Genomic DNA, 22,275 nt, shown 5'->3' on the forward strand with positions numbered 1-22,275 from the left:
TATTCCGTAAACTTGTTTTAAACTAAGTCGCTTATTTATAAATTAAAACAAATATTTGATATTTATCATATTTTAAAAAATATTCATCAAACTGCCATAAAAACTTCACTCTAGCGTCATACCAGTTGTATTGACTATCCCTACCTTTATTTCATGGATAGGACAATGCGAAATTTTTTGCTGATTTTAGTGACCAGCCTGAGTGTCTTACTCAGTGCTTGTAATGATGATAATGAAAGCTCAACGACGAATCCACAGCCACCCGCTGCGTGTAAAGTACATTGCGCACCATAATAAAAAATAAGGAAATAGAGATGAACCGTCGTGATTTTTTAGTCAATTCAACAAAAACAATATTTGGTACAGCCGCTTTAGCCAGCTTTCCAGCCAGCATCCAAAAAGCCTTAGCCATTGACGCCAAAGTCGAAACAGGCACGATTAAAGATGTAAAACATGTCATCATTTTGACGCAAGAAAATCGCTCGTTTGATAATTATTTTGGAACATTAAAAGGTGTTCGTGGGTTTGGTGATCGTTTTACGATTCCGCTATCCGACAAGCGTAAGATTTGGGAACAATATGATAAAGATAAGAACAAAATTTTTCCCTATCATTTAGACAGCACTCGTGGCAATGCACAACGTGTTAGCGGTACGCCACACTCATGGACAGATGGGCAATTTGCTTGGAACCATGGCCGTATGGGCAATTGGGTACAATATAAGCAACCCCAATCTATGGGATATTACAAACAAAAAGAAGTTGAATTTCAGTTCTCACTTGCCAACGCCTTTACCCTGTGTGATGCATATCATTGTGCAATGCATACAGGAACCAATTCGAATCGTATGTTCTTATGGACAGGTTCAAACGGTCCTAAAGCTGCGGGTGTCGCCAGTGTCGTAAATGACTTGGACAGTATTGGTGCATCAAGCACAGGCTATGATTGGACAACCTATCCAGAGCGCCTACAACAAGCGGGTGTGACATGGAAAGTTTATCAAAACATGCCAGATAACTTTACTGACAATCCTTTAGCGGGCTTTAAACAGTATCGCCGTGCCAATGAGTTATCCGGTAAACCTGTAAACAATGACAGTACATGTCCTGCTTATGATCCAGCCATTGATGCAACACAACCATTGTATAAAGGGATTGCCAATACGATGCCTGATGGTGGATTCCTTGCTTCATTTAAAGATGATATTGCCAAAGGTCAATTACCTCAAGTCAGCTGGATGGTTGCACCTGCGGCCTATAGTGAGCATCCCGGACCATCAAGCCCTGTACAAGGTGCTTGGTACATTCAGGAAGTTTTAAATGCTTTAACGGAAAACCCAGCGATTTGGAGTCAAACGGTTTTATTGGTCAACTTTGATGAAAATGATGGCTTTTTTGATCACGTTCCGTCACCAAGTGCACCGTCAAAAGATGCTTCAGGTGTGATGCAAGGTAAAACCACCTTAAGTGATGAACAAATCTCATATGAATACGCTACACATCCCAAAGCTTCAGCAGGGCAACCTAATTTTACTGATCCTAAAGTCAGCAATGGTGTGGGTGTCTATGGTCCAGGAATACGCGTACCCATGTATGTGATTTCTCCGTGGAGCCGTGGAGGTTGGGTAAATTCACAGGTTTTTGATCATTCGTCTGTTATTCGTTTCTTAGAGCAACGTTTTGGCGTGCAAGAACCGAATATTAGTCCATATCGCCGTGCTGTATGTGGTGATTTAACCACAGCTTTTGACTTTAAAAATCCAAATACTACGGCTATTTCGGACTTGATGGGTAAAAAAACCAAAAATGATGCAGATACGATTCGTAATGCGCAAGCGCTATTGCCGCCGGTCTCTCGTCCTTTAAGTCAGGTCTATCCTGTTCAAGAATTAGGAACACGATTGTCTCGGGCATTACCTTATATTTTACATAGTAGTGCGAAAGTTGATGTGGCAACAAAAACGGTGAAGTTAATGTTCTCCAATACAGGAACACATGCCGCAGTTTTCCATGTTTACGACAAATTGAATTTAGACGCAATTCCTCGTCGTTATATGGTTGAAGCAGGCAAACAATTGGACGATGTATGGAACACTTCAAATGGACTATACGATTTATGGGTGTTGGGTCCAAATGGCTTCCATCGTGGCTTTGCAGGAGATTTAGTCAAGTCTGCACAAATAGATGCATTGCCAGAAGTGCGTGTATGTGTTGAAGAGTGTGATCCTAAACTCTATTTAAAAGTTCGTAATGACGCTGCGAAAACAGCAAAATTGACGGTGAAAGCCAATGCTTATCTACCCAATAAGACATGGAATATCGAAACTGCTTCTACAGAAAAGGAGTTGAATTGGAATATGTCTGATTTCGGTGGTTGGTATGATTTTACTGTGACAATAGACGGTGATAGCACCTTTAAACGCCGTTTTGCTGGGCGTATTGAAACGGGTAAAGACTCATTTTCTGACCCTTATATGGGATTCATAGAATCTTAATTTTAAATAGCTAAATTTTTATGATTTAAATAAGGTGCGCTTTGCACCTTATTTTTGAGTTGATAAATGCTCACATAATTTGCGCAAACTTACATGATTAAGATTCCAATCATCTATTTATCTCAATAGATACATAAATCAGCTGAAATCCCTTGTTTCGTATACAGACTCTACAAATCTTTTCATCAGCCGATATTTAGAATATTTAAAATTTTAGCAAATGGCAGGTTTATGAAAATACTCATTGTTCTATTCGCGGTGATTACCTTTGTATTGATGGCTGGAGATCCACGCCGTGAAGATTTCGAAAGCAAAGAATTTGACGCAAAAAATAATGAACCGCAACAACAGGCTGAACGACAGCATGATCAAGAAGACTCAGGAGAACCTTCTTAATCATTTGGACAGGACTAGCTTTCAGCTTTTGATTTTAACATCTGATAAGTGAAATTCTTACCATTTAACACATCCATATTCATGTCTTTATACTGTTGTAGAATCTCAGCTTGGTTAAATTCACAAGATTTTTGTGTTTGCGTACCTGTCTGATGAACGGTTGTATAACAAGCGCTCACCTTATTTACAAAAGCATAGTAAGGTGAAAGAGGAATATGTGCAGCTTCTAATACTTTGGGTGCTAAGAAATGTGCTGCCACAAAAGGCCCTTTAAATTGCTTTTGATCAATCGGGAAATTTGCCCAAACTGCAAGTGGTGTTTCAAAGAAGCGCACATCTTTTTTCTCAGCTTTTTCTTGCTCTGATTTAAAGAAGCCATACTCATCGTAAACGCTTTGTAAGTTGGGTAAATGGTCACCAAAGAAAATCACAATTGTTGGGCGATCAAGCTGTTTGACATGCTCAATCAGGGTTTTAAATTTATCATCAGCACGTTGCATACCCGTTAAATAAGTGTTCAGTGCACGTTTACTGTTTTCACTCACACCATCTTTAGTGATTTTAAAATGGTCTTTACCAAAGCGATCATCACTATACATTGGATGATTTTCAACACTGATGGCATAGATAAATTGAGGTTTGTCGGTATTATTAAGCTGATTTTCAATGCTGTTATAAATCAAATCATCAGTAGCCCAACCCGCAGCATTGATATATTTGGCGCGATCAGCCATGTTGATCATATTTTCAATTGAAGTAAAACGGTTAAAACCTAGATTTTGATAAACTGCGCTACGGTTATAAAAATACTTGCCGTTGTTATGCATTGCAGTTGTTTCATAACCCAATGTATTTAAGTACATTGGTAATGAATAGGTTGGGCGTTTTAATTTTGATACATAAGCCAATTCATTATGATTTAAATAGGTATTTAGGCTGGTTAAAACTTCAAACTCAACGTTAGCAGTTCCTCCTCCAAAGCTTGGAGACAATAAGCTAGAAACCTGATTTTTAGTAATTGTTGGGGTGATGTTACGTGGAATCCTTCTATCTAATTTTGTGGCATCCCAATGCGACTCGCTCATCACAAAAACGATATTTGGCAATAACTTTTGTTGTGACTGATCATCTGATGCTAGATTCGCTGTAGGTTCTTCATCATGCTCAACCGTCACTGGTTGATAAAAAGCAGCAACTTTTTCTTCAGGAATAACTTGTGTTTGGAAAATTTTATTGTTTAAGCCATCTACGGTTTTGGAAAAAAAGAAGGTCGAAAAACCTAAGTATTTAATGGTTAAATGATCACCGATCCAGTCACCACGAGTATTGGGTAAATATTTTGCATATTGGCAAATTGAATTTTTTGCTGCATTGGCACACGCTTCACTAAAATTATTTTTAAAGTTCGCAGTGATAAAGAAGCCAAGGATAGCAAAAGATAAAATGCTATTTGTCAGGAGGAGCGGCTTTGTCCCTAATTTCTCTTTTTTATAGAGAAATACAAATAGTCCAATAAACACAGCAATTGCTGCAAAGACCGCAATTTTGAGCATGATTGGAGAGGCGATAAAGGTTTCTTTAAATAATAAAAAATCACTAGGAACCAAACTCGCAGAAAGATATTGCTCTTTCTTGATATTGATAAAGCTCAGCAAAAAAATAATAAATTGACTGAGTAAAATAGTCGCAAAGGTTTTTCTTAAAATTAAATAAAATAAACTAATAAAGGCGTAGTTTAAGAGAATTGAAAAGCCATATTTATACAGACGTGGTTTTAGATAGATGTCACGTAATTGAAAGAAACGCGTGATATCTTCTTGGTATAAGAAAAAAGCAAATACAGATAAAAAAGCGACAAGTAAAAACAAAACTTGTTGTTTCAAAGTCTTCATTGGCCTAATTACAGGAATGTATTGGAAGCCAAAGATTATAGGCTTATTCAGACGGCTTTTCTATGTAAAAACTGGTTGTTTTGTAAGCAAAATTAAAACTAATCAATAAAAAATAGCAAACTAAAGCATCAAAGTTGCCCAAAGAATGTAGATATCCTTTGGGCAATTTTTTTACTGGCTTACACGTTGTATCGCTTCATCATAAGTCGCGCTTGGTTTGTATTGATTTGCCAATTGGTAATGTTGCTTAGCTTGGGCATAATCTTGATTATTTTCATAGATTTTACCCATATTATAGTGAGAATAAGCTTTGGTATTGTTATTGGCTGCCAAAGCAATGGCTTTTTGATTTGCCCATAAAGCTTCTGAGGAACGATTGAGCTTTTGATAAGCAACGGCAAGATTACTATAGGTCTGGCCAACATTTGGATTGTAGTCGATAGACTGTTGATAGAGCATGGCAGCTTGTTCAATCTGGTTGTTTTGATAGGCTTTATCTGCACTTAAATTAAGTGTCTTGGCTCTTTTTTGCGCATCGGCTGAGACAGGAACAATATTTACCCGAGTGGTTTGATTTTGATAATTTGATACTGTTGAACCCACTTGGCTTGCGTTAACCGTGGTTCCTGAAATACGATTGATGTCTTGAATTTCACCTTCAGGGCTAATGCGGAATACAGTCCATAAATTCCCGGTTTGACCAGTTGGAATATAATAAGAACGAATCAGTGATTCACCCGCATACACCATGACTTTGGCTTGGCTATTGGATAAATTGGTCGTAGTTGGTTGAGTGCGATCAGAAAAGTCATGTACTGAATACACATAATATTGACCTTCTAAACGTTTATCGATCGTGATGGTTTCAGGACCATAAGAGTCGGTGTCATCCACATCCAGGTTTGCAGCCAAACCTTGTTTACTGTCCCAATATACATGCTGATTTTTATAACTTAAGTGTGAATCGAGATCTAAAGGATTTTGCCCCCAATTCAGTACAATTCGCATACTGTTGAGATCTTTGAGTACCGGACTTAAGGCGTAGGTCATGCCATCACATGGACATTTTGCAACCAGTGTTGAATAACCTGATTTTTTGATAATCAGTAAATCATCTGAATTGTTTATAGTATTACTATTGACTGAGGCTCGGCCACTTGTATTGGTAGAGCTTGATGCAGAGCGTTCACCATTTTTTTGCAAAATTACTTCAGCATTAGCAATATTTTGATCTTTGACTGTTGCACTTAACACATGCACATTGACTGTGTCTGCATGGCTCAGGATCGGAATAGATAATGTGAATAGTGATGAATATAAAATATGTTTTTTCATTGTTTATCTCTTTTGTTGGTACACGTAATTTGATTGTTATTTAGAAGGTCTTTTGCATAAAATTAGCTGATTATTTATTGACTCATCGTTATATTTTGTAATAAAAAAAGCAGTATATTGATACTGCTTTATGACCGAATATGATTGAGTGATTAGCCATTAAAACGCATAGATAAATCAATCGCTTTAACATCTTTAGTCAATACACCCATCGAAATATAGTCAACACCTGTTTGTGCAACTTCACTTAAATTCTCAAGAGTTATATTTCCAGAAGCTTCTAATTTACAGCGCCCTGCAACATGTTTAACCGCATCAATCATTTGTTGTTGGCTAAAATTATCTAGCATGACGATATCGGCTTTGGCTTCAAGTGCTTGATTCAGTTCATCCCATGTTTCAACTTCGACTTCAACAGGCTTACCTGGTGCGATTTGATGCGCTTTGGAAATTGCTTGAGCAATACCACCGGCAGCCATGATGTGATTCTCTTTAATTAAGAACGCATCAAATAAACCAAGGCGGTGGTTTTGACCGCCACCTACAGCAACTGCATACTTTTGTGCAATCCGTAAACCCGGCAAAGTTTTGCGTGTATCTAATAATTTGGTTGCTGTACCTTCTAGATATTTTACATATTCAGCCGTTTTGGTTGCGACTGCAGACAGGGTTTGCACAAAGTTTAATGCAGGACGCTCAACAGTCAGCAAACTACGCGCAGAACCTGCCAATTTATAAATGGTTTCATTGGCTTTGACCCAGTCACCATCATTTTTAAGCCAAGTAATCTGTACGCTTGGATCATACGCTTTAATCAGCGCATCGACCCAAGGTTGTCCCGCCAAGACCATATCTTCACGCGAAATGATCGTGGCAGTCGCTTGCTCATCTTCTGGTGTGAGTAGGGCAGTAATATCAGCATCACCAATATCTTCTTGGAGTGCTTGTTGAATATTAATTTGAATAGATTGTTCAAGCAAAGATTCAGGTATGCTCATGGATATCCCTATTTTAGTCACCCTTAAAAACTGAGCGATATATTAGCACTGTCGTTGCAAGTTTGAAGAAGTTTTTATTTTATACAGATTAGGATCTGTTAACATTTCATAAATAGTTTGCGTTGTAGGTTCAAATTAAGCACGAGACGTATACATCGTAAAATATGAATGAGAATAGTGAGACTATTTTTAAGTTTCATAACGCAAACTGAGATGACTTTAGTCATAACTTGAACAAGAACAAAGCATTACTTTATTCGCAGTGAAAGTCGAAGCTGAGGACTAGAGTCTTTTTTGCCGCTACATGTTACCTTGCGAAACGATGTTTCTCATCATTTAGAATGACTAAATTTCGTATTTCGTGCCTTGTATCGCCTAAAAAATACTCGTCGTCGCAAACATAGACGAATTGTCAACAGACCCGAGAGTACACTAAAATATTGAAAATCAGCTTTATTGAAAATAGAAAAATTCTGTAGGAATAAGATATGCAATCTGCACCACAGTTTCAGGTCGTGAATGGTCAATTGATTGGCGCAAGACAAGTCCCATCTCCTAACTATAATCAACGCCCTGAAAATACAGAGATTCAGCTGATTGTGATTCACAATATTAGTTTGCCCCCTTCACAGTTCGGTGGAGGTTATATTGAACAGTTTTTTCAAAATCAACTGGATTGGTCAGTCCATCCTTATTTCCAAACCATCGAGGGTATGCAGGTTTCCGCACATTTATTGATTCTACGAACTGGTGAAATTATCCAGTTTGTTAATTTTAATGATCGGGCTTGGCATGCAGGACGTTCAGCTTATCTGGGTAAAGTTGAGTGTAATGACTATTCAATTGGCATTGAACTTGAAGGAAGTGATGATCGCGATTTTGAAACTATCCAATATCAACAACTGGTTGATGTGGTTGCCACTTTGCAACATGCTTATCCGAAAACTGATCATCATTTAACAGGGCACTCTGATATTGCTTCAGGACGAAAAACTGATCCTGGACCACATTTTCAATGGCAGCTTTTTAGAGAAAGTTTGAATCAGAAAAAATTAAGATAGAACAAGTGAAGTAAATAAGCGTCTGGTTATGATTTAACAACGCAATTTTAAGAATATTTAATTACAATAGCGACTTTATTTTAACTAGGTGAATACGATGGCGCTGTGGCGATCCACCTTTATTGTCAGTGCAATGACCATGTTGTCACGAGTCTTGGGCTTAGTCAGAGATATGGTTTTGCTCAATGTGTTTGGGGCAGGTAAGGATTTTGACACCTTTGTGGTTGCTTTTCGTATTCCCAATTTTTTCAGGCGTTTATTTGCAGAAGGGGCTTTTTCACAAGCCTTTATTCCTGTACTCACCGAATATAAAACCACAAAAGTGCATGCAGAAGTACAGATTCTCATTAGTCGTGTGTTTGGCTGTTTGTTAATGGTGATGTCGTTGTTAACTTTAATCAGTATGATTATTGCGCCTGTGATCTTGTATGTCTATGCACCCGGTTTTCATAATGATCCTGCAAAATTTGATCTGGCTGTAGATATGTTTCGTTTAACGATTCCCTATCTGATGTTTATGTCATTGACTGCATTTGCCAGCAGTATTTTAAATAGTTATGGGTCTTTTGCTTCTCCAGCGTTTTCGCCTGTATTACTCAACGTGGCAATGATTGCTGGTGCTTGGTGGTTAGCCCCGCATATGGCTCAACCGATCATGGCTTTAGGCTGGGCTGTGGTTGTAGCAGGGGTTTTACAACTTGCCATTCAAATCCCTGAATTATGGAATAAAAAATTACTGATTCCACCTAAAGTTGATTTTAAACATGAAGGTGTAGATCGGATTCTAAAACTGATGTTACCCGCTTTGTTTGGTGTATCAGTCACTCAGATTAACTTATTGTTAAATACAATCTGGGCATCATTCATGCAAGATGGCTCGGTGTCATGGTTATATAGTGCTGAACGCATGACCGAGTTGCCACTTGGATTGATTGGTGTTGCCATAGGTACGGTGATTCTTCCGTCTCTTTCCGTGAGTAAAGCAGAACAAGATCAGGCCAAGTTCCGTAGAATGTTGGACTGGGCTGCTCGTGTGATTGTCTTGGTGGGTGTCCCAGCTAGTATTGCTTTGTTCATGTTATCTACGCCAATTATTCAAGCACTTTTCCAGCATGGTGCTTTTGATGCACGTGATACGCAAATGACCGCTATGGCACTGCAATGTATGAGTGGTGGTGTACTGGCATTTATGTTGATTAAAGTTTTTGCACCAGGCTTTTATGCCATTCAGGACACCAAAACCCCGGTACGTGTTGGCTTAATGGCTGTTGCAGCCAATGCGATTTTAAATATTATCTTTATTGGTATTTTTAAATTGATTGATTGGCAAGCCGAGCATATGGCCTTAGCGATTGCTTCTTCAGGTTCAGCTTTGGTCAATGCTGGGATGTTATATTTTTATTTACATAAGAAAAATATTTTCCGTTTTGGTGCGCACTGGAAAAAATTATTCCTTCAATTTGCCATAGCTAATATCGTGATGATTGGTGCGCTATGGTTTGCTTTAAATTGGTATGATGGTACAGCGTCGCAATGGCTTCGAATTCTTGAAGTTGTCGGGTTGTGTGTGGTGGGTATTGTAGCTTATGGTATTGCTCTGCTTGCAGCAGGTTTTAGACCAAGACATTTAAAACACTAAATTAAGACTAAACAACAGAATATAAATGAGATAGCTTTTAGTTTGAGCATCATTCAATCATAAGTGATGTATCTAGTGCATGGTGACAAGGATGTCGCCATAGCTTGTGGGATAGAATTTAAATTCTATAGTTAACCTGTCCAAAAACTCAGACACAAGAACATAATTTCTTTTAATTAATATTTTCAATTAAATCAACTAAATGGAAAAATAAATTATTTAATTATAAAAAATCTTGCAATGCCACACCTTACATTTAATGTTTAAATACCTTTGCGCAGGCGATGCCTCACTTTTCGTAGAGGATGCCAAACCTTGCGCTGCAAACAAAGCCGTGCTTTGTTTTTGCTCATGTTAGGCGAGGGGTACGTCCTGTACCCCCGCCCAACGGCGACATCCATGTCGCCCCACGGTAGGATAATCATCTATGATTCAAAAGTAAAAAAATGAATTGATAAAAACAGTTTCTAAAAGTTCATATAAAAACATAAGCTTAGTTTATAATCAGTAACTTGATAGAAATCAATTGTGTGAATAATTAGGTGGTTTGACTATGAATATAAGATACAGTACTGTAAGTTTGACCAAGGAATGAATTTACGTCTATGAAATGCGATAAGATTTTTTATTAGAGCATAAAAAACATCGCAATTGAGCGATGCTTTTTATTTTTAAAACTATTTAGCATTGAAACTAAGGTAAAACTTTTAATAGTTCTACATCAAAAATTAATGTGCTGTTTGGGCCAATCGCATCACCCGCACCAATCTCGCCGTAGGCAAGTTTTGCTGGAATAAAGAAACGATATTTCGAGCCTTCTTTCATCAGTTGCAAACCTTCAGTCCATCCTTGAATTACTTGGCTAACTTGAAACTCAACAGCTTCATTCCGTGCAAAAGAACTGTCGAATACAGTCCCATCCAATAAACGACCTTCATAGTTTACAGAGACTTTAGATTTTGCAGAGGGCGATTTTCCAGTGCCTGGTTGTAAAACACTATACTGCAAACCACTCGGGCGAGTAATCACACCTGCTTTCTTTGCATTTTCTACAAGAAAAGCTTCACCTTGTTTGGCATTTACATCTGCAGCTTGCTTAAACTCAAGCATTTGTTTTGCTTCAGTTTGCTGTTTATATTGTGCAAGTGCTTTTGCCATTTCTTCATCAGTTAAGCTTGCTTTCTGACCCGTAGAACCTTCTTTAATCCCTTGGATAAAGGCATTTAAATTAATTTGTTTTAGGGTGTCAGCATTGGTACGGCCCATGACATAACCATAGCTATAACCCAGTTGATCTTGTTGGGAGCTTTTATTGTTAATCGGTGCTGAGAAAGCTGCTGTACTCAGCATGCTAAGACTAAGTACAATAAGTGTTTTTTTCATAATTTAAATCCAAAAAAGGAGAGTAAATCTCTCCTTTTCTTAAATGTTATTTCACTTTAACAAGTTCAACATCAAAAATTAAAGTGCTGTTTGGAGGAATCGTGCCCGGAACACCTTGTTCACCATAAGCCAATTTTGCAGGGATATATAAGGTTGCTTTTCCACCTTCTTTCATCAGTTGTAAACCTTCAGTCCAACCAGGAATCACTTGATTTAAAGGGAACTCAACGGGTTGACCACGATCATACGAACTGTCAAATACTTTGCCGTCTAACAACTGACCTTTGTAATGTACTGTGACTTGTGAAGTAGCAGCAGGCTGTTTACCTGTACCTTCTTTGGTGATTTTATATTGCAATCCTGAGGCTGTTGTTTTAACACCTTCTTTTTTCGCATTTTCTGCTAAGAATGAGTCATTTGATGAAGCTGTTTCTTTGCTTTGTTGTAATTGCTTTTGTTGCATTTCTTTTTGGAAGTCAACATACGCAGCTTGTAATTCTTCATCTGTATAGGCACGTTGTTTTTTAGCATGACCATCACGAATACCACTGATAAATGTATTCACATCGACTTCCGGTGGGGTTTGGCTCGCAACTTCATAACCAAGTGCATAACTAATTTTTTCTACAGGTTTAGCATTTTTTGACATTGAATGACTGTTTACATCAGCAGGATGTTGAGATGCATAATAAACAGGTACAAGTGCAGCACCACCTAAGATTACAGCAATTGCGATGGGTAAGGCTTTACTCATAAAAATTTCCAAATTTTAATCTTTTAAGAGGCTAATTTGATCATTAGCATAATCTGCTCAAGCATATAACTTCTTCATCGTAAACGATATAGTTATCTGATGATGACAACTAAAAATATACAGTTATATTGTTTAAAAACTCGGCACAAAAAAGCCAGATTCAATCTGGCTTTTTTTGATATTTATTAGATATCAATCATCTTTAGAAGCGGTGTAGGCATAAGCATAATTATAGCCATAATTACCTCCAGCGGTTGCTCGAACATCATTGAGAATAATACCATTCACTTTGCTTCCTGCTTGTTCAAAGCGATTGATGGTTAATTCAAGTTCTTTCATCTGAGTTTTTGCATAACGTGCAACAACAAGGTTTACACCAGCAAATTGAGAAATAATGATGCCATCCGTTACTGCCAAGATAGGCGGTGTATCGATAATAATATGATCATATTGCTGAGAAAGCTGTTCCAATAATTCGCTAAGACGATTGGAACCGAGCATTTCAGCAGCATGACTATGATTTTTACCACGTGGCAGAAAATCTAAATTGTTTACAGTGTTTGAATGAACAATACATTGTTCAATAGTGTTTTGACCTGCTAAGTACTCAGTCAAACCTGGTGAAGTGTCATGACTGAAATATTTATGTAAATAGCCTCTGCGTATATCGGCATCAATCAATAAGACTTTCTTATTGCCCTGTGCAAAAATCGCAGCGAGGTTAGTCGAAATAAATGATTTACCAATTTCTGGAGCGGGTCCTGAAATGGCAATAATATTATTTTTTGCTTTATTTAAAGCAAAGTGAATCGTAGTTCGAATGCTACGCAAGCTTTCAATAGCAATGTCTTCACTATTTTTAGCTGCAAGAATAGGAATCGACTTTTTCTTTTTCAGCAATTGTACTCGGCTTTCTTGAATCGGAGAGCGGGGTACAGTGGCATACACAGGCAGATCAAGTTCATTTTCAATACGACTTGAATCTTTAATACCCGATGAAAGCATATTACGGAGTAATGCAATCATTACTCCAATAAAGCCACCAACCAAGATTGAAAGGATTAACACAATCAACTTTTTAGGTTTAACAGGCTCAACAGGCTCAATAGCAGTATCGATAATACGCACATTACCGATTTCGCCCGCTTTTACAATTTTTAATTGTTGATAGCTGTTTAATAATGAAGTGTAAAGTTCGGTATTGACTTTAACATCACGATAGAGCTGTAAATATAGACGTTGAGTTTCAGGCAAACGTTTAATCGCTTGATTGAGTTCTGTAGACTTTTTATCAATTGCTGCGAGTTGTGCATTGATCTCCGTCATCAGTGGGTGATCAGGAGTATACTTGGCAGAATATTCAGCTTGTTTTTGCTTTAACTCGATCCGCATTTTTTCCAATTCAACATTTTGCTTTAGCATCAACTCTGATTCTTGAGTGACATCAACAGTATTGTATTGTTCGCGGAATTTATTAAATTTAATCTCTGATTCTTCAAGTTGCTGTTTCAATTCAGGCAGTTGCTGATCCAAAAAACTTAAGGTTTGTTTAGACTCTAAACTTTTACGCTCAATGTTTTGTTCGTGATAAATACTCAAAATATTATTAAGAACTTGAGTAATATGCTGTTGATCATTTCCGCTATAACTGAGACCAATAACCCCCGTCATCTTGCCTTTTTCAGCAACTGAATAATTTTCTTGCATCAGTTTAACTGCTGAAGGAAGAGCAAGTTTTGTGATGGTAAAGTCTTGTTGAAAAGGGTTTAAGCTATTAATTTGAACAGACCACAAGCCTTTATTATCTTGGGTTTGGTTGATTTGGTTGAGAATACCTTTAAATACAACTCGATCTTTATAAGTTAAACTAAACTGTTTTTGATCTATAAATTGTAAAGTAAGTTTTTTATCATAATAATATTCTGGTATATCTAACTTTAAAATAGAAAAACTAGACTGATTTTTTTGAAAATTAACTGCTTTAGTACTATAGCTGAGATTAGATTTGTCTTTGGACACTAATTTATGTAAAAAAGTATCTGCATTGTCATCTATTTGAATATCTAAATTCAAATTCTTTATCACTTTTCCAAGTACAAGCCGCGAATTTAAGATTTCTATTTCAGCATCAGCAGGAGACTTTTGCCCCAAGCCACCAGCAACATCTTTGAGTTCCCCCATAAGAGCAGCAGAGGCAGCACTTTTTCCATCTTCAACTTGAACCAGTGCATCTGTAGAATAGACAGGTGATGTTACACGTAAATAAAGTAGCGCGCAGATTAAGGATAAAATGACACAAAGCGCAATCACTTTCCATTGAGCGATTAAAGAGAAAAATAACTCTTTTAAGTCAATCGTATCATCATTAGTTTTTAAATTTTGGTTCATAGGTAAACAACTAATTAAAATTTATAGATGTGATTGCCAGTCATTGGCATAAGCTTGGATATTTTTACATGTTTCATCAAAAAAAGCTTGATCATGTTGATATGGATCTGGCACATTTTGAGCTTGCCAATGCCCTAAACGAAATATTTTTCCTTTAGCAAAAGGCCACTTTTGTTCAATATGTTGTAATTGGTTTTTACTCATCACAAGAATCAGATCGGCCTTTTTGATCAACTCCGCATTTATTTGTCGTGCAATATGAGCGCGCATATCAATATTTAGGGCATCCATACAAGCAATGGCTTTATTATCGGCTGAATGACCAACCATGGCAGCAAGCCCTGCGGATTCTATTTTTAGATTAGGATGGCTTTGCTTTAAAAAAAACTCTGCCATTGGGCTACGGCAAATATTGCCAACACAAACCACCAAGATGTTTTGAATCTGCATTCTATTTACCCAATTGATCAAAGCTATATAGAGCGCTTGAGAATGGAATCACTTGATTCATAATCCGTTGCCAACGGGTTAACCCTGTAGCATCAATATAAACAATATCATTTTTTTGCATGGCAAATTGATTGGCTAAGGCTAAATTACCTAAACTGCTTAAATTCAGATGATAAATTGTAGACTGCTTGGTGCTAAGGTCAGTACGCATTACATAAATACGTGCAGCACTTGCTGAAGTTGGGTTAATCCCTTCACTCTCACCAAGTACATCACTTAAGGTCATCCCTTGATCGCGAAGAGTCAACGCTTGGCTACGGCTTGATTCACCCATGACATAGAGTTTTTGATCTTGTTTAGTATTGACGAAGATCGTGTCATTGGGTTGGATTAATAATTGATGCAGAGACAATCCTTGTTTTTCGAGCTGAAGGGTATTCAGATTATAGGTCTGCCCATTTCTGATCAGTTGGATATTGGTGGTATCACCTGTTTTAGTATCTATACCACCTGCCTGACCCAATGCAGTATAAATACTGATTGGTTGGTCATTTAAAGTATATTGGCCACTACGCATGACTTGACCATTGACAAAATAACGACGTCCTTCATAAGAAAGCACGCGAACCACAACATCAGGATGTTTAAGGTATTTTGAAAATTGCTGATGTAAAAAGCGATTGGTCTCCGCTAAAGTTTTTCCTGCAATACGCACTGACCCTACTAAAGGTAATTGGACATTGCCATTCGGATCAATCGGGTAACCCACAGCTTTAATATTGGTTGCATCTTGGATTGGTGGGGTAATTTCAGGATATGCCCAAAGCTGAATAGAGAGTACATCCCCAGCGCTTAAACGATAAATATTTTGTGGGTTATTAAATAATGATACAAGATTATTTGAGCTTAATTGGCTAGTTGTATTTAAAATTGGAATATTATTTTGATTCAGTTGTACAACTGAAAGTTCGGCGCCCTGATCAGTTTTATATTGGCCTTGCTCAGGCAGATCATAGGTTTGAAGTCCTGACGTGATCGCACAACCAGAAAACGAAAATGAAATCGCTAAAATTGTCAACAGTGATGTGTACGGATACTTCACATTCAAAACCCTTATTTTATATTGCGTTGTTGCTTAGAATCTAATCTTGAAAGTGAATTGTAAGCTAAAAAAGGCAGGTTGGGTATCTTATTGTTGGATGGTAATTGTATTAAAACCGAAAAAGAAGTGTGTTGACTTGTATCTACACAATGATTTTTTAACATATAAAGAATAAAGTGTGTTCAATAAATTGGCGATGTTAGGTATAGCAACTAAATCGGCTGGGTTAGAAGCATTTAATATATGAATTTAGGTTGAGTTTAGATATAATATTTCAATATTTAAAGTGAATAAAAGCATTTTTTGCAACCATAATTTAGATGCTTTAGTAAACTTATATTGGAATATTTAAACTACATTGATTAAAAATGATTTGCAGGGTATGAAATGAGAATTTTGGTGACTGGTGGTGCAGGATTTATTGGATCAGCAGTGGTACGATATATTATAAAAAATACAAAAGACGAAGTATTAAATATTGATAAGCTGACTTATGCTGGTAATCTAGAATCCTTAAAAGAAGTCGATTCAGACTCGCGTTACCAATTTAGGCAAATTGATATTTGTGATGCAGAAAAGTTAACTCAAGCTTTTGCGGAATTTAAACCTGATGTTGTGATGCATTTAGCTGCGGAATCACATGTGGATCGCTCAATCGATGGACCTGCAGAGTTTATTACTACTAATATTGTGGGCACTTATAACCTCTTGGAAGTTACTCGAAAGTATTGGTTAGGTCTCAGTGAGCAGCAACAACAACAATTTAGATTACATCATATTTCAACTGATGAAGTGTATGGTGATTTAGAGGGGACTACAGATCTTTTTACTGAAACCACAGCTTATGCGCCAAGTTCCCCTTATTCGGCAAGTAAAGCAAGTTCAGATCATTTAGTTCGTGCATGGCAAAGAACCTATGGTTTACCGACTATTGTGACCAATTGTTCAAATAATTATGGTCCTTATCATTTTCCTGAAAAACTAATTCCTTTAGTGATTCTAAATGCTTTAGATGGTAAACCTTTACCAATTTATGGCAAAGGTAATCAAATTCGTGATTGGTTGTTTGTTGAAGATCATGCGCGTGCGCTCTATAAAGTTGTTACAGAAGGCGCAATTGGTGAGACTTATAATATTGGTGGACATAACGAAAAACAAAATATTGAAGTGGTAAAAACCATCTGTAAAATTTTGGATGAATTAAAACCGCGGATAAATAATCAATCATATGAAACATTGATTACTTTTGTAAAAGATCGTCCAGGGCATGATTTACGCTATGCAATTGATGCAAGTAAGATCAAGAAAGATTTAGGATGGGTACCTGAGGAAACTTTTGAAACGGGTATTCGTAAAACTGTGGAATGGTATTTGAATAACCAAGGGTGGGTTGAAAAGATTCAAAGTGGTGAATACCAAAATTGGATTCAACAACAATATAAATCTAAAAAAGCCTAAGTTCTGAACTAAACTATGAAAATATTATTGCTCGGAAAAAACGGACAAGTCGGCTGGGAATTACAACGTGCTTTACAACCACTTGGAGACGTTATAGCGCTTGATCGTACTATAAATGAAAATAATTTGAGTGGTGATTTAGCCGATTTTGACCATATTCAGTATCTCATCGAAACTGTTAAGCCGAATGTTGTTATAAATGCCGCTGCATATACAGCAGTTGATAAGGCCGAATCTGATCAACAAAATGCAGATTTAATTAATCACTTAGCCGTAAAGAATTTAGCAGAAATTTGTTATGATCAGAATTGTTTGCTTATTCATTATTCAACAGATTATGTATTCAATGGTGAAGGTGAGATAGCTTGGTCTGAAAGTGATCAGACTGATCCAGTAAATTTTTATGGTTACACTAAACGACTAGGTGAAGTTGCAATAGAGCAAAGTGGTTGTGCCTATATAAACTTTAGAACATGTTGGGTCTATGGGTCACATGGTAATAATTTTATAAAAACTATGCTGAAATTAGCATGGAATCGTGAAGAATTAAGTATTATCAATGATCAAATTGGTGCGCCAACAGGGGCTGCATTGATTGCAGATATTACTTCTCAGGCTTTAAGATTTTATTCACTTAGCTCTTTAGAACAACAAAAAGAACTATGGGGGCATTATCACCTTGCCGCTTTAGGTGAGTGCTCATGGTATGAGTATGCGCAGTTTATTTTCGAGTTAGCAAAGCAAAAAGATCAAAACTTAGCAATTCAAAAAGTTAATGCGATTGAGACGACAGCATATCCTACACCCGCAAAACGCCCATTAAATTCACGATTGAATACCGATAAATTACAAACAAATTTTAAAATACATCTGCCAGATTGGAAGTTAGGTGTAGCACAAGTTTTAGAGGAAATAATCTAATGAGCCAATTAAAACGTAAAGGTATTATCCTAGCTGGTGGATCAGGAACGCGTTTATATCCTATTACTATGGGGACATCAAAACAACTCCTCCCAATTTATGATAAACCGATGATTTATTATCCTTTATCAGTATTAATGTTGGCTGGAATTAATGAAATTTTGATTATTTCAACACCTGAAGATTTGCCAAATTATGAAAAGATGTTAGGTTCAGGTGAAGAAATTGGTTTAAAAATTTCTTATAAAGTACAACCATCGCCAGATGGCCTTGCTCAAGCATTTATTTTAGGTGAAGAATTTATTGCTGATGATAATGTATGCCTCATTTTAGGGGATAATATTTTTTATGGTCAAAGTTTTGGGGCACAATTAAAGCGTGCTTCTGAAAAAGAAAGTGGTGCAACAGTGTTTGGCTATTATGTCAATGATCCTGAACGTTTTGGTGTGGTAGATTTTGATGTAACGGGCAAAGCATTAAGTATCGAAGAAAAGCCTGAACAACCGAAATCAAATTATGCAGTTACTGGTCTTTATTTTTATGATAATAAAGTAGTTGATATTGCCAAAAATATTAAACCTTCACATCGTGGCGAGTTAGAGATCACTGATGTAAATAATTTGTATTTAAATCAAGCACAGCTTAATGTGGAGTTACTTGGTCGAGGGTTTGCTTGGTTAGATACAGGTACACACGACTCATTATTAGAAGCAAGCCAATTTGTTCAAACAGTTGAACATCGTCAAGGTTTAAAAATTGCATGTCTAGAGGAAATAGCGTTTAACAATGGTTGGATTGATGCTGATCAGCTACTAAATAGAGCAACTTTCTTCAAGAAAACTGGGTATGGTCAATATTTATTAAAATTGCACCAAGAGCAGCAAAAGAAATCAAAAGTTTGAAGCATGTTGTGCTTAAAGCATAATTTCTTGCATTAAGCTTAGCAATCTAAAAAAGAGATATAAACAATGAATGTAATTGAAACAAAGATCGAAGGGCTTTTAATATTTGAACCTAAAGTGTTTGGTGATGATCGCGGTTGGTTTATGGAGAGTTTTAATCAAAAAGCTTTCGAACAAGCGCTTCGAGAACGCGGTTTAGATGTTCCTCAATTTGTTCAGGATAATCATTCATTATCTCAAAAAGGAGTTTTAAGGGGTTTACATTATCAATTAAATCCTTATGCACAAGGTAAGTTGGTACGCGTTGTGCAAGGGGCAGCTTGGGATATCGCAGTTGATATTCGCAAAGGGTCGCCTACTTTTGGACAGTGGGTTGGTATAAAGCTTTCAGCTGAAAATCATAAGCAATTTTGGATACCTGAAGGGTTTGCTCATGGTTTTGTTGCACTAGAAGATAATACTCAATTTTTATATAAAACAACCAATTATTATAATAAGGAAAGTGAAGGTTCAATTTTATGGAATGACCCTATGCTTGGTATAGAGTGGCCATTAAATGATATTCAAAATGTTTTGGTAAGTGAAAAGGATGTTATAGCACCTAGATTTAATGATGCGAAAATATTTAAAAGTTAAAACTAAGTTTTTACTCGTTAAAGTATTCTAAATGTAAAAGAGTTTAATGTGAGTAGTAGAGTTGTTAGCAAAATTTAATAGACTAATAGATAACGAAGAGAAAAGAAGATTTTTGGGAAACTTTTTTTCTTTAGCTACGTTGCAGGGGATGAATTATATATTACCACTCCTTAGCCTACCTTATCTTGTACGAGTTTTAGGTGCAGATAAGTTTGGATTATTGGCTTTTGCGACAGCTATTATAGGCTATTTTATTGTTTTAACAGATTATGGTTTCAACTTTACTGCAACAAGAGAAGTTACACTTCATCGTGATGATAAGGATAAGTTAAGCGAAATTTTTAGTTCAGTAATGATCATTAAATTTTTACTTTTTGTCATTTCATTTTTTATACTTACTCTTTTAATTATACTATTTAAAAAGTTTAGTAGTGATCCTTGGTTATACTATTTGACATTTGGAACAGTGCTTGGACAAATTCTATTCCCTGTATGGTTTTTTCAGGGTGTAGAGCAAATGCGCTATATTACTATTATTAATATAGTTTCTAAAATTTTATTTACAATTGCGATTTTTGTATTAGTTAAACAAAGTTCTGATTATTTATTGGTCCCATTGTTGACTTCGTTGGGAGCAATAGTTGCAGGAATTTATTCTTTATTTTTAGTTTATACAAGGTTTGATATAAAATTCAAGATTCAAAAGATACATATTTTGATTAGTTATTTGAAAGGCGGCTCAAATTTATTTTATACATCAGTACTTGGAAATTTACTGACTTCATCTGGAACGGTGATTCTATCTTTTGTATCAACAAATACAGTGGTTGGATATTATTCGGCAGCAGAAAGATTATTTAGAGCGGTAGTAGGTTTATTTGCACCGATTACACAAGCACTTTACCCCATAAGTTGTAGAAAGGTTATGTATGAAGAAACAGCAAGATCATATATAAGAAAAATAGCACTTATTATTGGGGGAGTGGCATTTTTTATAGGAACAACAGTTGCTATTTTTTCCGAAAAAATAATCGCTATTGTTTATGGTGGCGCCTTTCTGTCTTATAGTTACATCTTGGCAGTTATGATGATATGGTTGTTTTTTGGTGTTATCAATAACATTATTGGCATACAATATTTATCAGCTTCAAGAAAAGATAAATTTTATACATTTTCATTCGTTGTGGCTGGACTGGTTACAGTGTTGTTAAATTTAGTATTAATTCCGCATTTATTGATCAATGGTGTGCTTGTTGCAATGATTGTTGGGGAAATACTTCTAACTATTTGTATGTTAGCACTGATTTTTAGGTTTAAATTATGAAAAAGATTCTCATTGTTTTTGGTACCCGTCCAGAAGCAATTAAAATGGCTCCATTAGTTAAAGAGTTCAAAAAAAATAATAATTTTGAAACGAAGGTCTGTGTAACTGCTCAGCATAGACAAATGCTAGATCAAGTCTTAGATATTTTTGATATCGTTCCAGAGTACGATCTCAATATTATGAAAGCAGGGCAGGATCTATATGATATTACAGCAAATGCTTTAGTAGGGTTAAGAGGAGTTTTGGTTGAGTTTAAACCTGATATAGTATTTGTGCATGGCGATACTTCTACCACATTTTCTGCTAGCTTGGCAGCTTTTTACTCTAAGATTAAAGTTGGCCATATTGAGGCTGGTTTAAGAACTTTTGATATTTATTCTCCATGGCCTGAGGAAGGAAATCGTCAACTTACAGGTGTTTTATCAAATTACCATTTTGCACCCACACAACAAAGTAAAGATAATTTATTAGGAGAAGGCAAAAAAATTGAAAACATTTATGTGACAGGAAACACTGTTATTGATGCTTTGAAATATGTTTTGCGAAGAATTGAGGACCAACCAACTTTAAAGGAGAAAATTAAATCAAATATTTGTAGTCAATACAGACTAGATGAAACACGAAAGATTATTTTAGTCACAGGACATAGACGTGAAAATTTTGGTCAAGGGTTTATTGATATATGCGAAGGTTTAAAGGAAATAGCTCAGAAAAACCCTAATGTTGATATTGTATATCCTGTACATTTAAATCCAAATGTGCAAAAACCTGTCAACAAAATTTTATCTGATATTGAAAATATTTATTTGATAGAACCATTGCAGTATGAAGAGTTCGTTTTTCTAATGAATCAAGCATATTTTATTATTACTGATAGCGGTGGCATTCAAGAGGAAGCTCCATCACTTGGAAAACCAGTGCTGGTAATGCGTGATACAACTGAACGTCCAGAAGCAGTCGAAGCTGGTACAGTTAAATTGGTGGGCTGTGATAAAGTCACTTTAGTGAATGAAGCACAAAAACTTCTTCATGATAATGAAGAATATGGAAAAATGGCTCGTGCTCATAATCCATATGGCGATGGTAATTCATGTTCTAGAATCGTTGAAATCTATACTGATTTAAGTAAATGAGATTAGCA

General features: G+C 36.3%; 19 protein-coding genes. 11 read left to right on the forward strand and 8 right to left on the reverse strand.

Annotation, left to right across the window (positions count from 1 at the left end; genetic code table 11):
- Positions 1-165 precede the first annotated feature (165 nt).
- The 3 genes from AC4CVF_RS19220 to AC4CVF_RS19230 all read left to right on the forward strand — a co-directional run bounded on the left by AC4CVF_RS19220 (position 166) and on the right by AC4CVF_RS19230 (position 2,891).
- Positions 166-294 (forward strand): hypothetical protein, encoded by a 129-nt coding sequence (locus AC4CVF_RS19220; protein ID WP_262087376.1) that lies wholly within the window; start codon positions 166-168, stop codon positions 292-294.
- 20 nt (positions 295-314) lie between these two features.
- Positions 315-2,495 (forward strand): phosphocholine-specific phospholipase C, encoded by a 2,181-nt coding sequence (locus tag AC4CVF_RS19225; RefSeq protein ID WP_336953824.1) that lies wholly within the window; start codon positions 315-317, stop codon positions 2,493-2,495.
- A 231-nt stretch (positions 2,496-2,726) separates the two neighbouring features.
- On the forward strand, positions 2,727-2,891 hold the full coding sequence (locus AC4CVF_RS19230; protein ID WP_336953823.1) for an ABZJ_00068 family colistin stress protein: 165 nt from the start codon (positions 2,727-2,729) through the stop codon (positions 2,889-2,891).
- 14 nt (positions 2,892-2,905) lie between these two features.
- Here the strand turns inward: AC4CVF_RS19230 and AC4CVF_RS19235 are convergent, their stop codons facing one another.
- The 3 genes from AC4CVF_RS19235 to nadC all read right to left on the reverse strand — a co-directional run bounded on the left by AC4CVF_RS19235 (position 2,906) and on the right by nadC (position 7,116).
- Complete coding sequence (locus tag AC4CVF_RS19235; protein ID WP_490789831.1) at positions 2,906-4,783, reverse strand: LTA synthase family protein; 1,878 nt, start codon at positions 4,781-4,783, stop codon at positions 2,906-2,908.
- 171 nt (positions 4,784-4,954) lie between these two features.
- Positions 4,955-6,118, reverse strand: a complete 1,164-nt coding sequence (locus AC4CVF_RS19240) for a DUF2135 domain-containing protein (protein ID WP_490789832.1) — start codon at positions 6,116-6,118, stop codon at positions 4,955-4,957.
- Between the two features lie 152 nt (positions 6,119-6,270).
- Positions 6,271-7,116, reverse strand: coding sequence for a carboxylating nicotinate-nucleotide diphosphorylase (gene nadC, locus AC4CVF_RS19245; protein ID WP_490789833.1), 846 nt, complete (start codon positions 7,114-7,116; stop codon positions 6,271-6,273).
- A gap of 488 nt (positions 7,117-7,604) precedes the next feature.
- Between nadC and ampD the strand changes: the two genes are divergently transcribed.
- The gene (gene ampD / locus AC4CVF_RS19250; RefSeq protein ID WP_490789834.1) at positions 7,605-8,177 is read left to right on the forward strand and encodes a 1,6-anhydro-N-acetylmuramyl-L-alanine amidase AmpD; all 573 of its coding nucleotides are present in this window, start codon (positions 7,605-7,607) and stop codon (positions 8,175-8,177) included.
- Between the two features lie 88 nt (positions 8,178-8,265).
- Positions 8,266-9,816, forward strand: coding sequence for a murein biosynthesis integral membrane protein MurJ (gene murJ / locus AC4CVF_RS19255; RefSeq protein ID WP_490789835.1), 1,551 nt, complete (start codon positions 8,266-8,268; stop codon positions 9,814-9,816).
- 693 nt (positions 9,817-10,509) lie between these two features.
- On the opposite strand, the gene bamJ (AC4CVF_RS19260) is transcribed toward murJ, so the two are convergent.
- The 5 genes from bamJ (AC4CVF_RS19260) to AC4CVF_RS19280 all read right to left on the reverse strand — a co-directional run bounded on the left by bamJ (AC4CVF_RS19260) (position 10,510) and on the right by AC4CVF_RS19280 (position 15,893).
- Entirely contained in the window at positions 10,510-11,199 is a 690-nt protein-coding gene (gene bamJ, locus AC4CVF_RS19260; RefSeq protein WP_490789836.1) for a BamJ family beta-barrel-assembly machinery protein, read from the reverse strand.
- Between the two features lie 46 nt (positions 11,200-11,245).
- On the reverse strand, positions 11,246-11,953 hold the full coding sequence (bamJ, locus tag AC4CVF_RS19265) for a BamJ family beta-barrel-assembly machinery protein (protein WP_004723516.1): 708 nt from the start codon (positions 11,951-11,953) through the stop codon (positions 11,246-11,248).
- 192 nt (positions 11,954-12,145) lie between these two features.
- Positions 12,146-14,341 (reverse strand): polysaccharide biosynthesis tyrosine autokinase, encoded by a 2,196-nt coding sequence (locus tag AC4CVF_RS19270; RefSeq protein WP_490789837.1) that lies wholly within the window; start codon positions 14,339-14,341, stop codon positions 12,146-12,148.
- Positions 14,342-14,362: 21 nt separating this feature from the next.
- Positions 14,363-14,791 (reverse strand): low molecular weight protein-tyrosine-phosphatase, encoded by a 429-nt coding sequence (locus tag AC4CVF_RS19275; protein WP_490789838.1) that lies wholly within the window; start codon positions 14,789-14,791, stop codon positions 14,363-14,365.
- Between the two features lies 1 nt (position 14,792).
- Positions 14,793-15,893, reverse strand: a complete 1,101-nt coding sequence (locus tag AC4CVF_RS19280; RefSeq protein WP_490789839.1) for a polysaccharide biosynthesis/export family protein — start codon at positions 15,891-15,893, stop codon at positions 14,793-14,795.
- Between the two features lie 387 nt (positions 15,894-16,280).
- Between AC4CVF_RS19280 and rfbB the strand changes: the two genes are divergently transcribed.
- From rfbB to wecB, 6 genes are all read left to right on the forward strand, one after another.
- Positions 16,281-17,351, forward strand: coding sequence for a dTDP-glucose 4,6-dehydratase (gene rfbB / locus AC4CVF_RS19285; protein ID WP_490789840.1), 1,071 nt, complete (start codon positions 16,281-16,283; stop codon positions 17,349-17,351).
- A 15-nt stretch (positions 17,352-17,366) separates the two neighbouring features.
- Positions 17,367-18,272, forward strand: coding sequence for a dTDP-4-dehydrorhamnose reductase (rfbD, locus tag AC4CVF_RS19290; RefSeq protein ID WP_490789841.1), 906 nt, complete (start codon positions 17,367-17,369; stop codon positions 18,270-18,272).
- Entirely contained in the window at positions 18,272-19,174 is a 903-nt protein-coding gene (rfbA, locus tag AC4CVF_RS19295) for a glucose-1-phosphate thymidylyltransferase RfbA (RefSeq protein WP_314338663.1), read from the forward strand. The genes rfbD and rfbA overlap by 1 nt, the downstream gene beginning before the upstream one ends.
- Before the next feature lie 66 nt (positions 19,175-19,240).
- Complete coding sequence (rfbC, locus tag AC4CVF_RS19300; RefSeq protein ID WP_490789842.1) at positions 19,241-19,810, forward strand: dTDP-4-dehydrorhamnose 3,5-epimerase; 570 nt, start codon at positions 19,241-19,243, stop codon at positions 19,808-19,810.
- Between the two features lie 61 nt (positions 19,811-19,871).
- The gene (locus AC4CVF_RS19305; protein ID WP_490789843.1) at positions 19,872-21,134 is read left to right on the forward strand and encodes a flippase; all 1,263 of its coding nucleotides are present in this window, start codon (positions 19,872-19,874) and stop codon (positions 21,132-21,134) included.
- Entirely contained in the window at positions 21,131-22,267 is a 1,137-nt protein-coding gene (wecB, locus tag AC4CVF_RS19310; RefSeq protein ID WP_490789844.1) for a non-hydrolyzing UDP-N-acetylglucosamine 2-epimerase, read from the forward strand. The genes AC4CVF_RS19305 and wecB overlap by 4 nt, the downstream gene beginning before the upstream one ends.
- Positions 22,268-22,275: the final 8 nt, after the last annotated feature.

This window comes from Acinetobacter sp. LipI_19 (assembly GCF_058242925.1).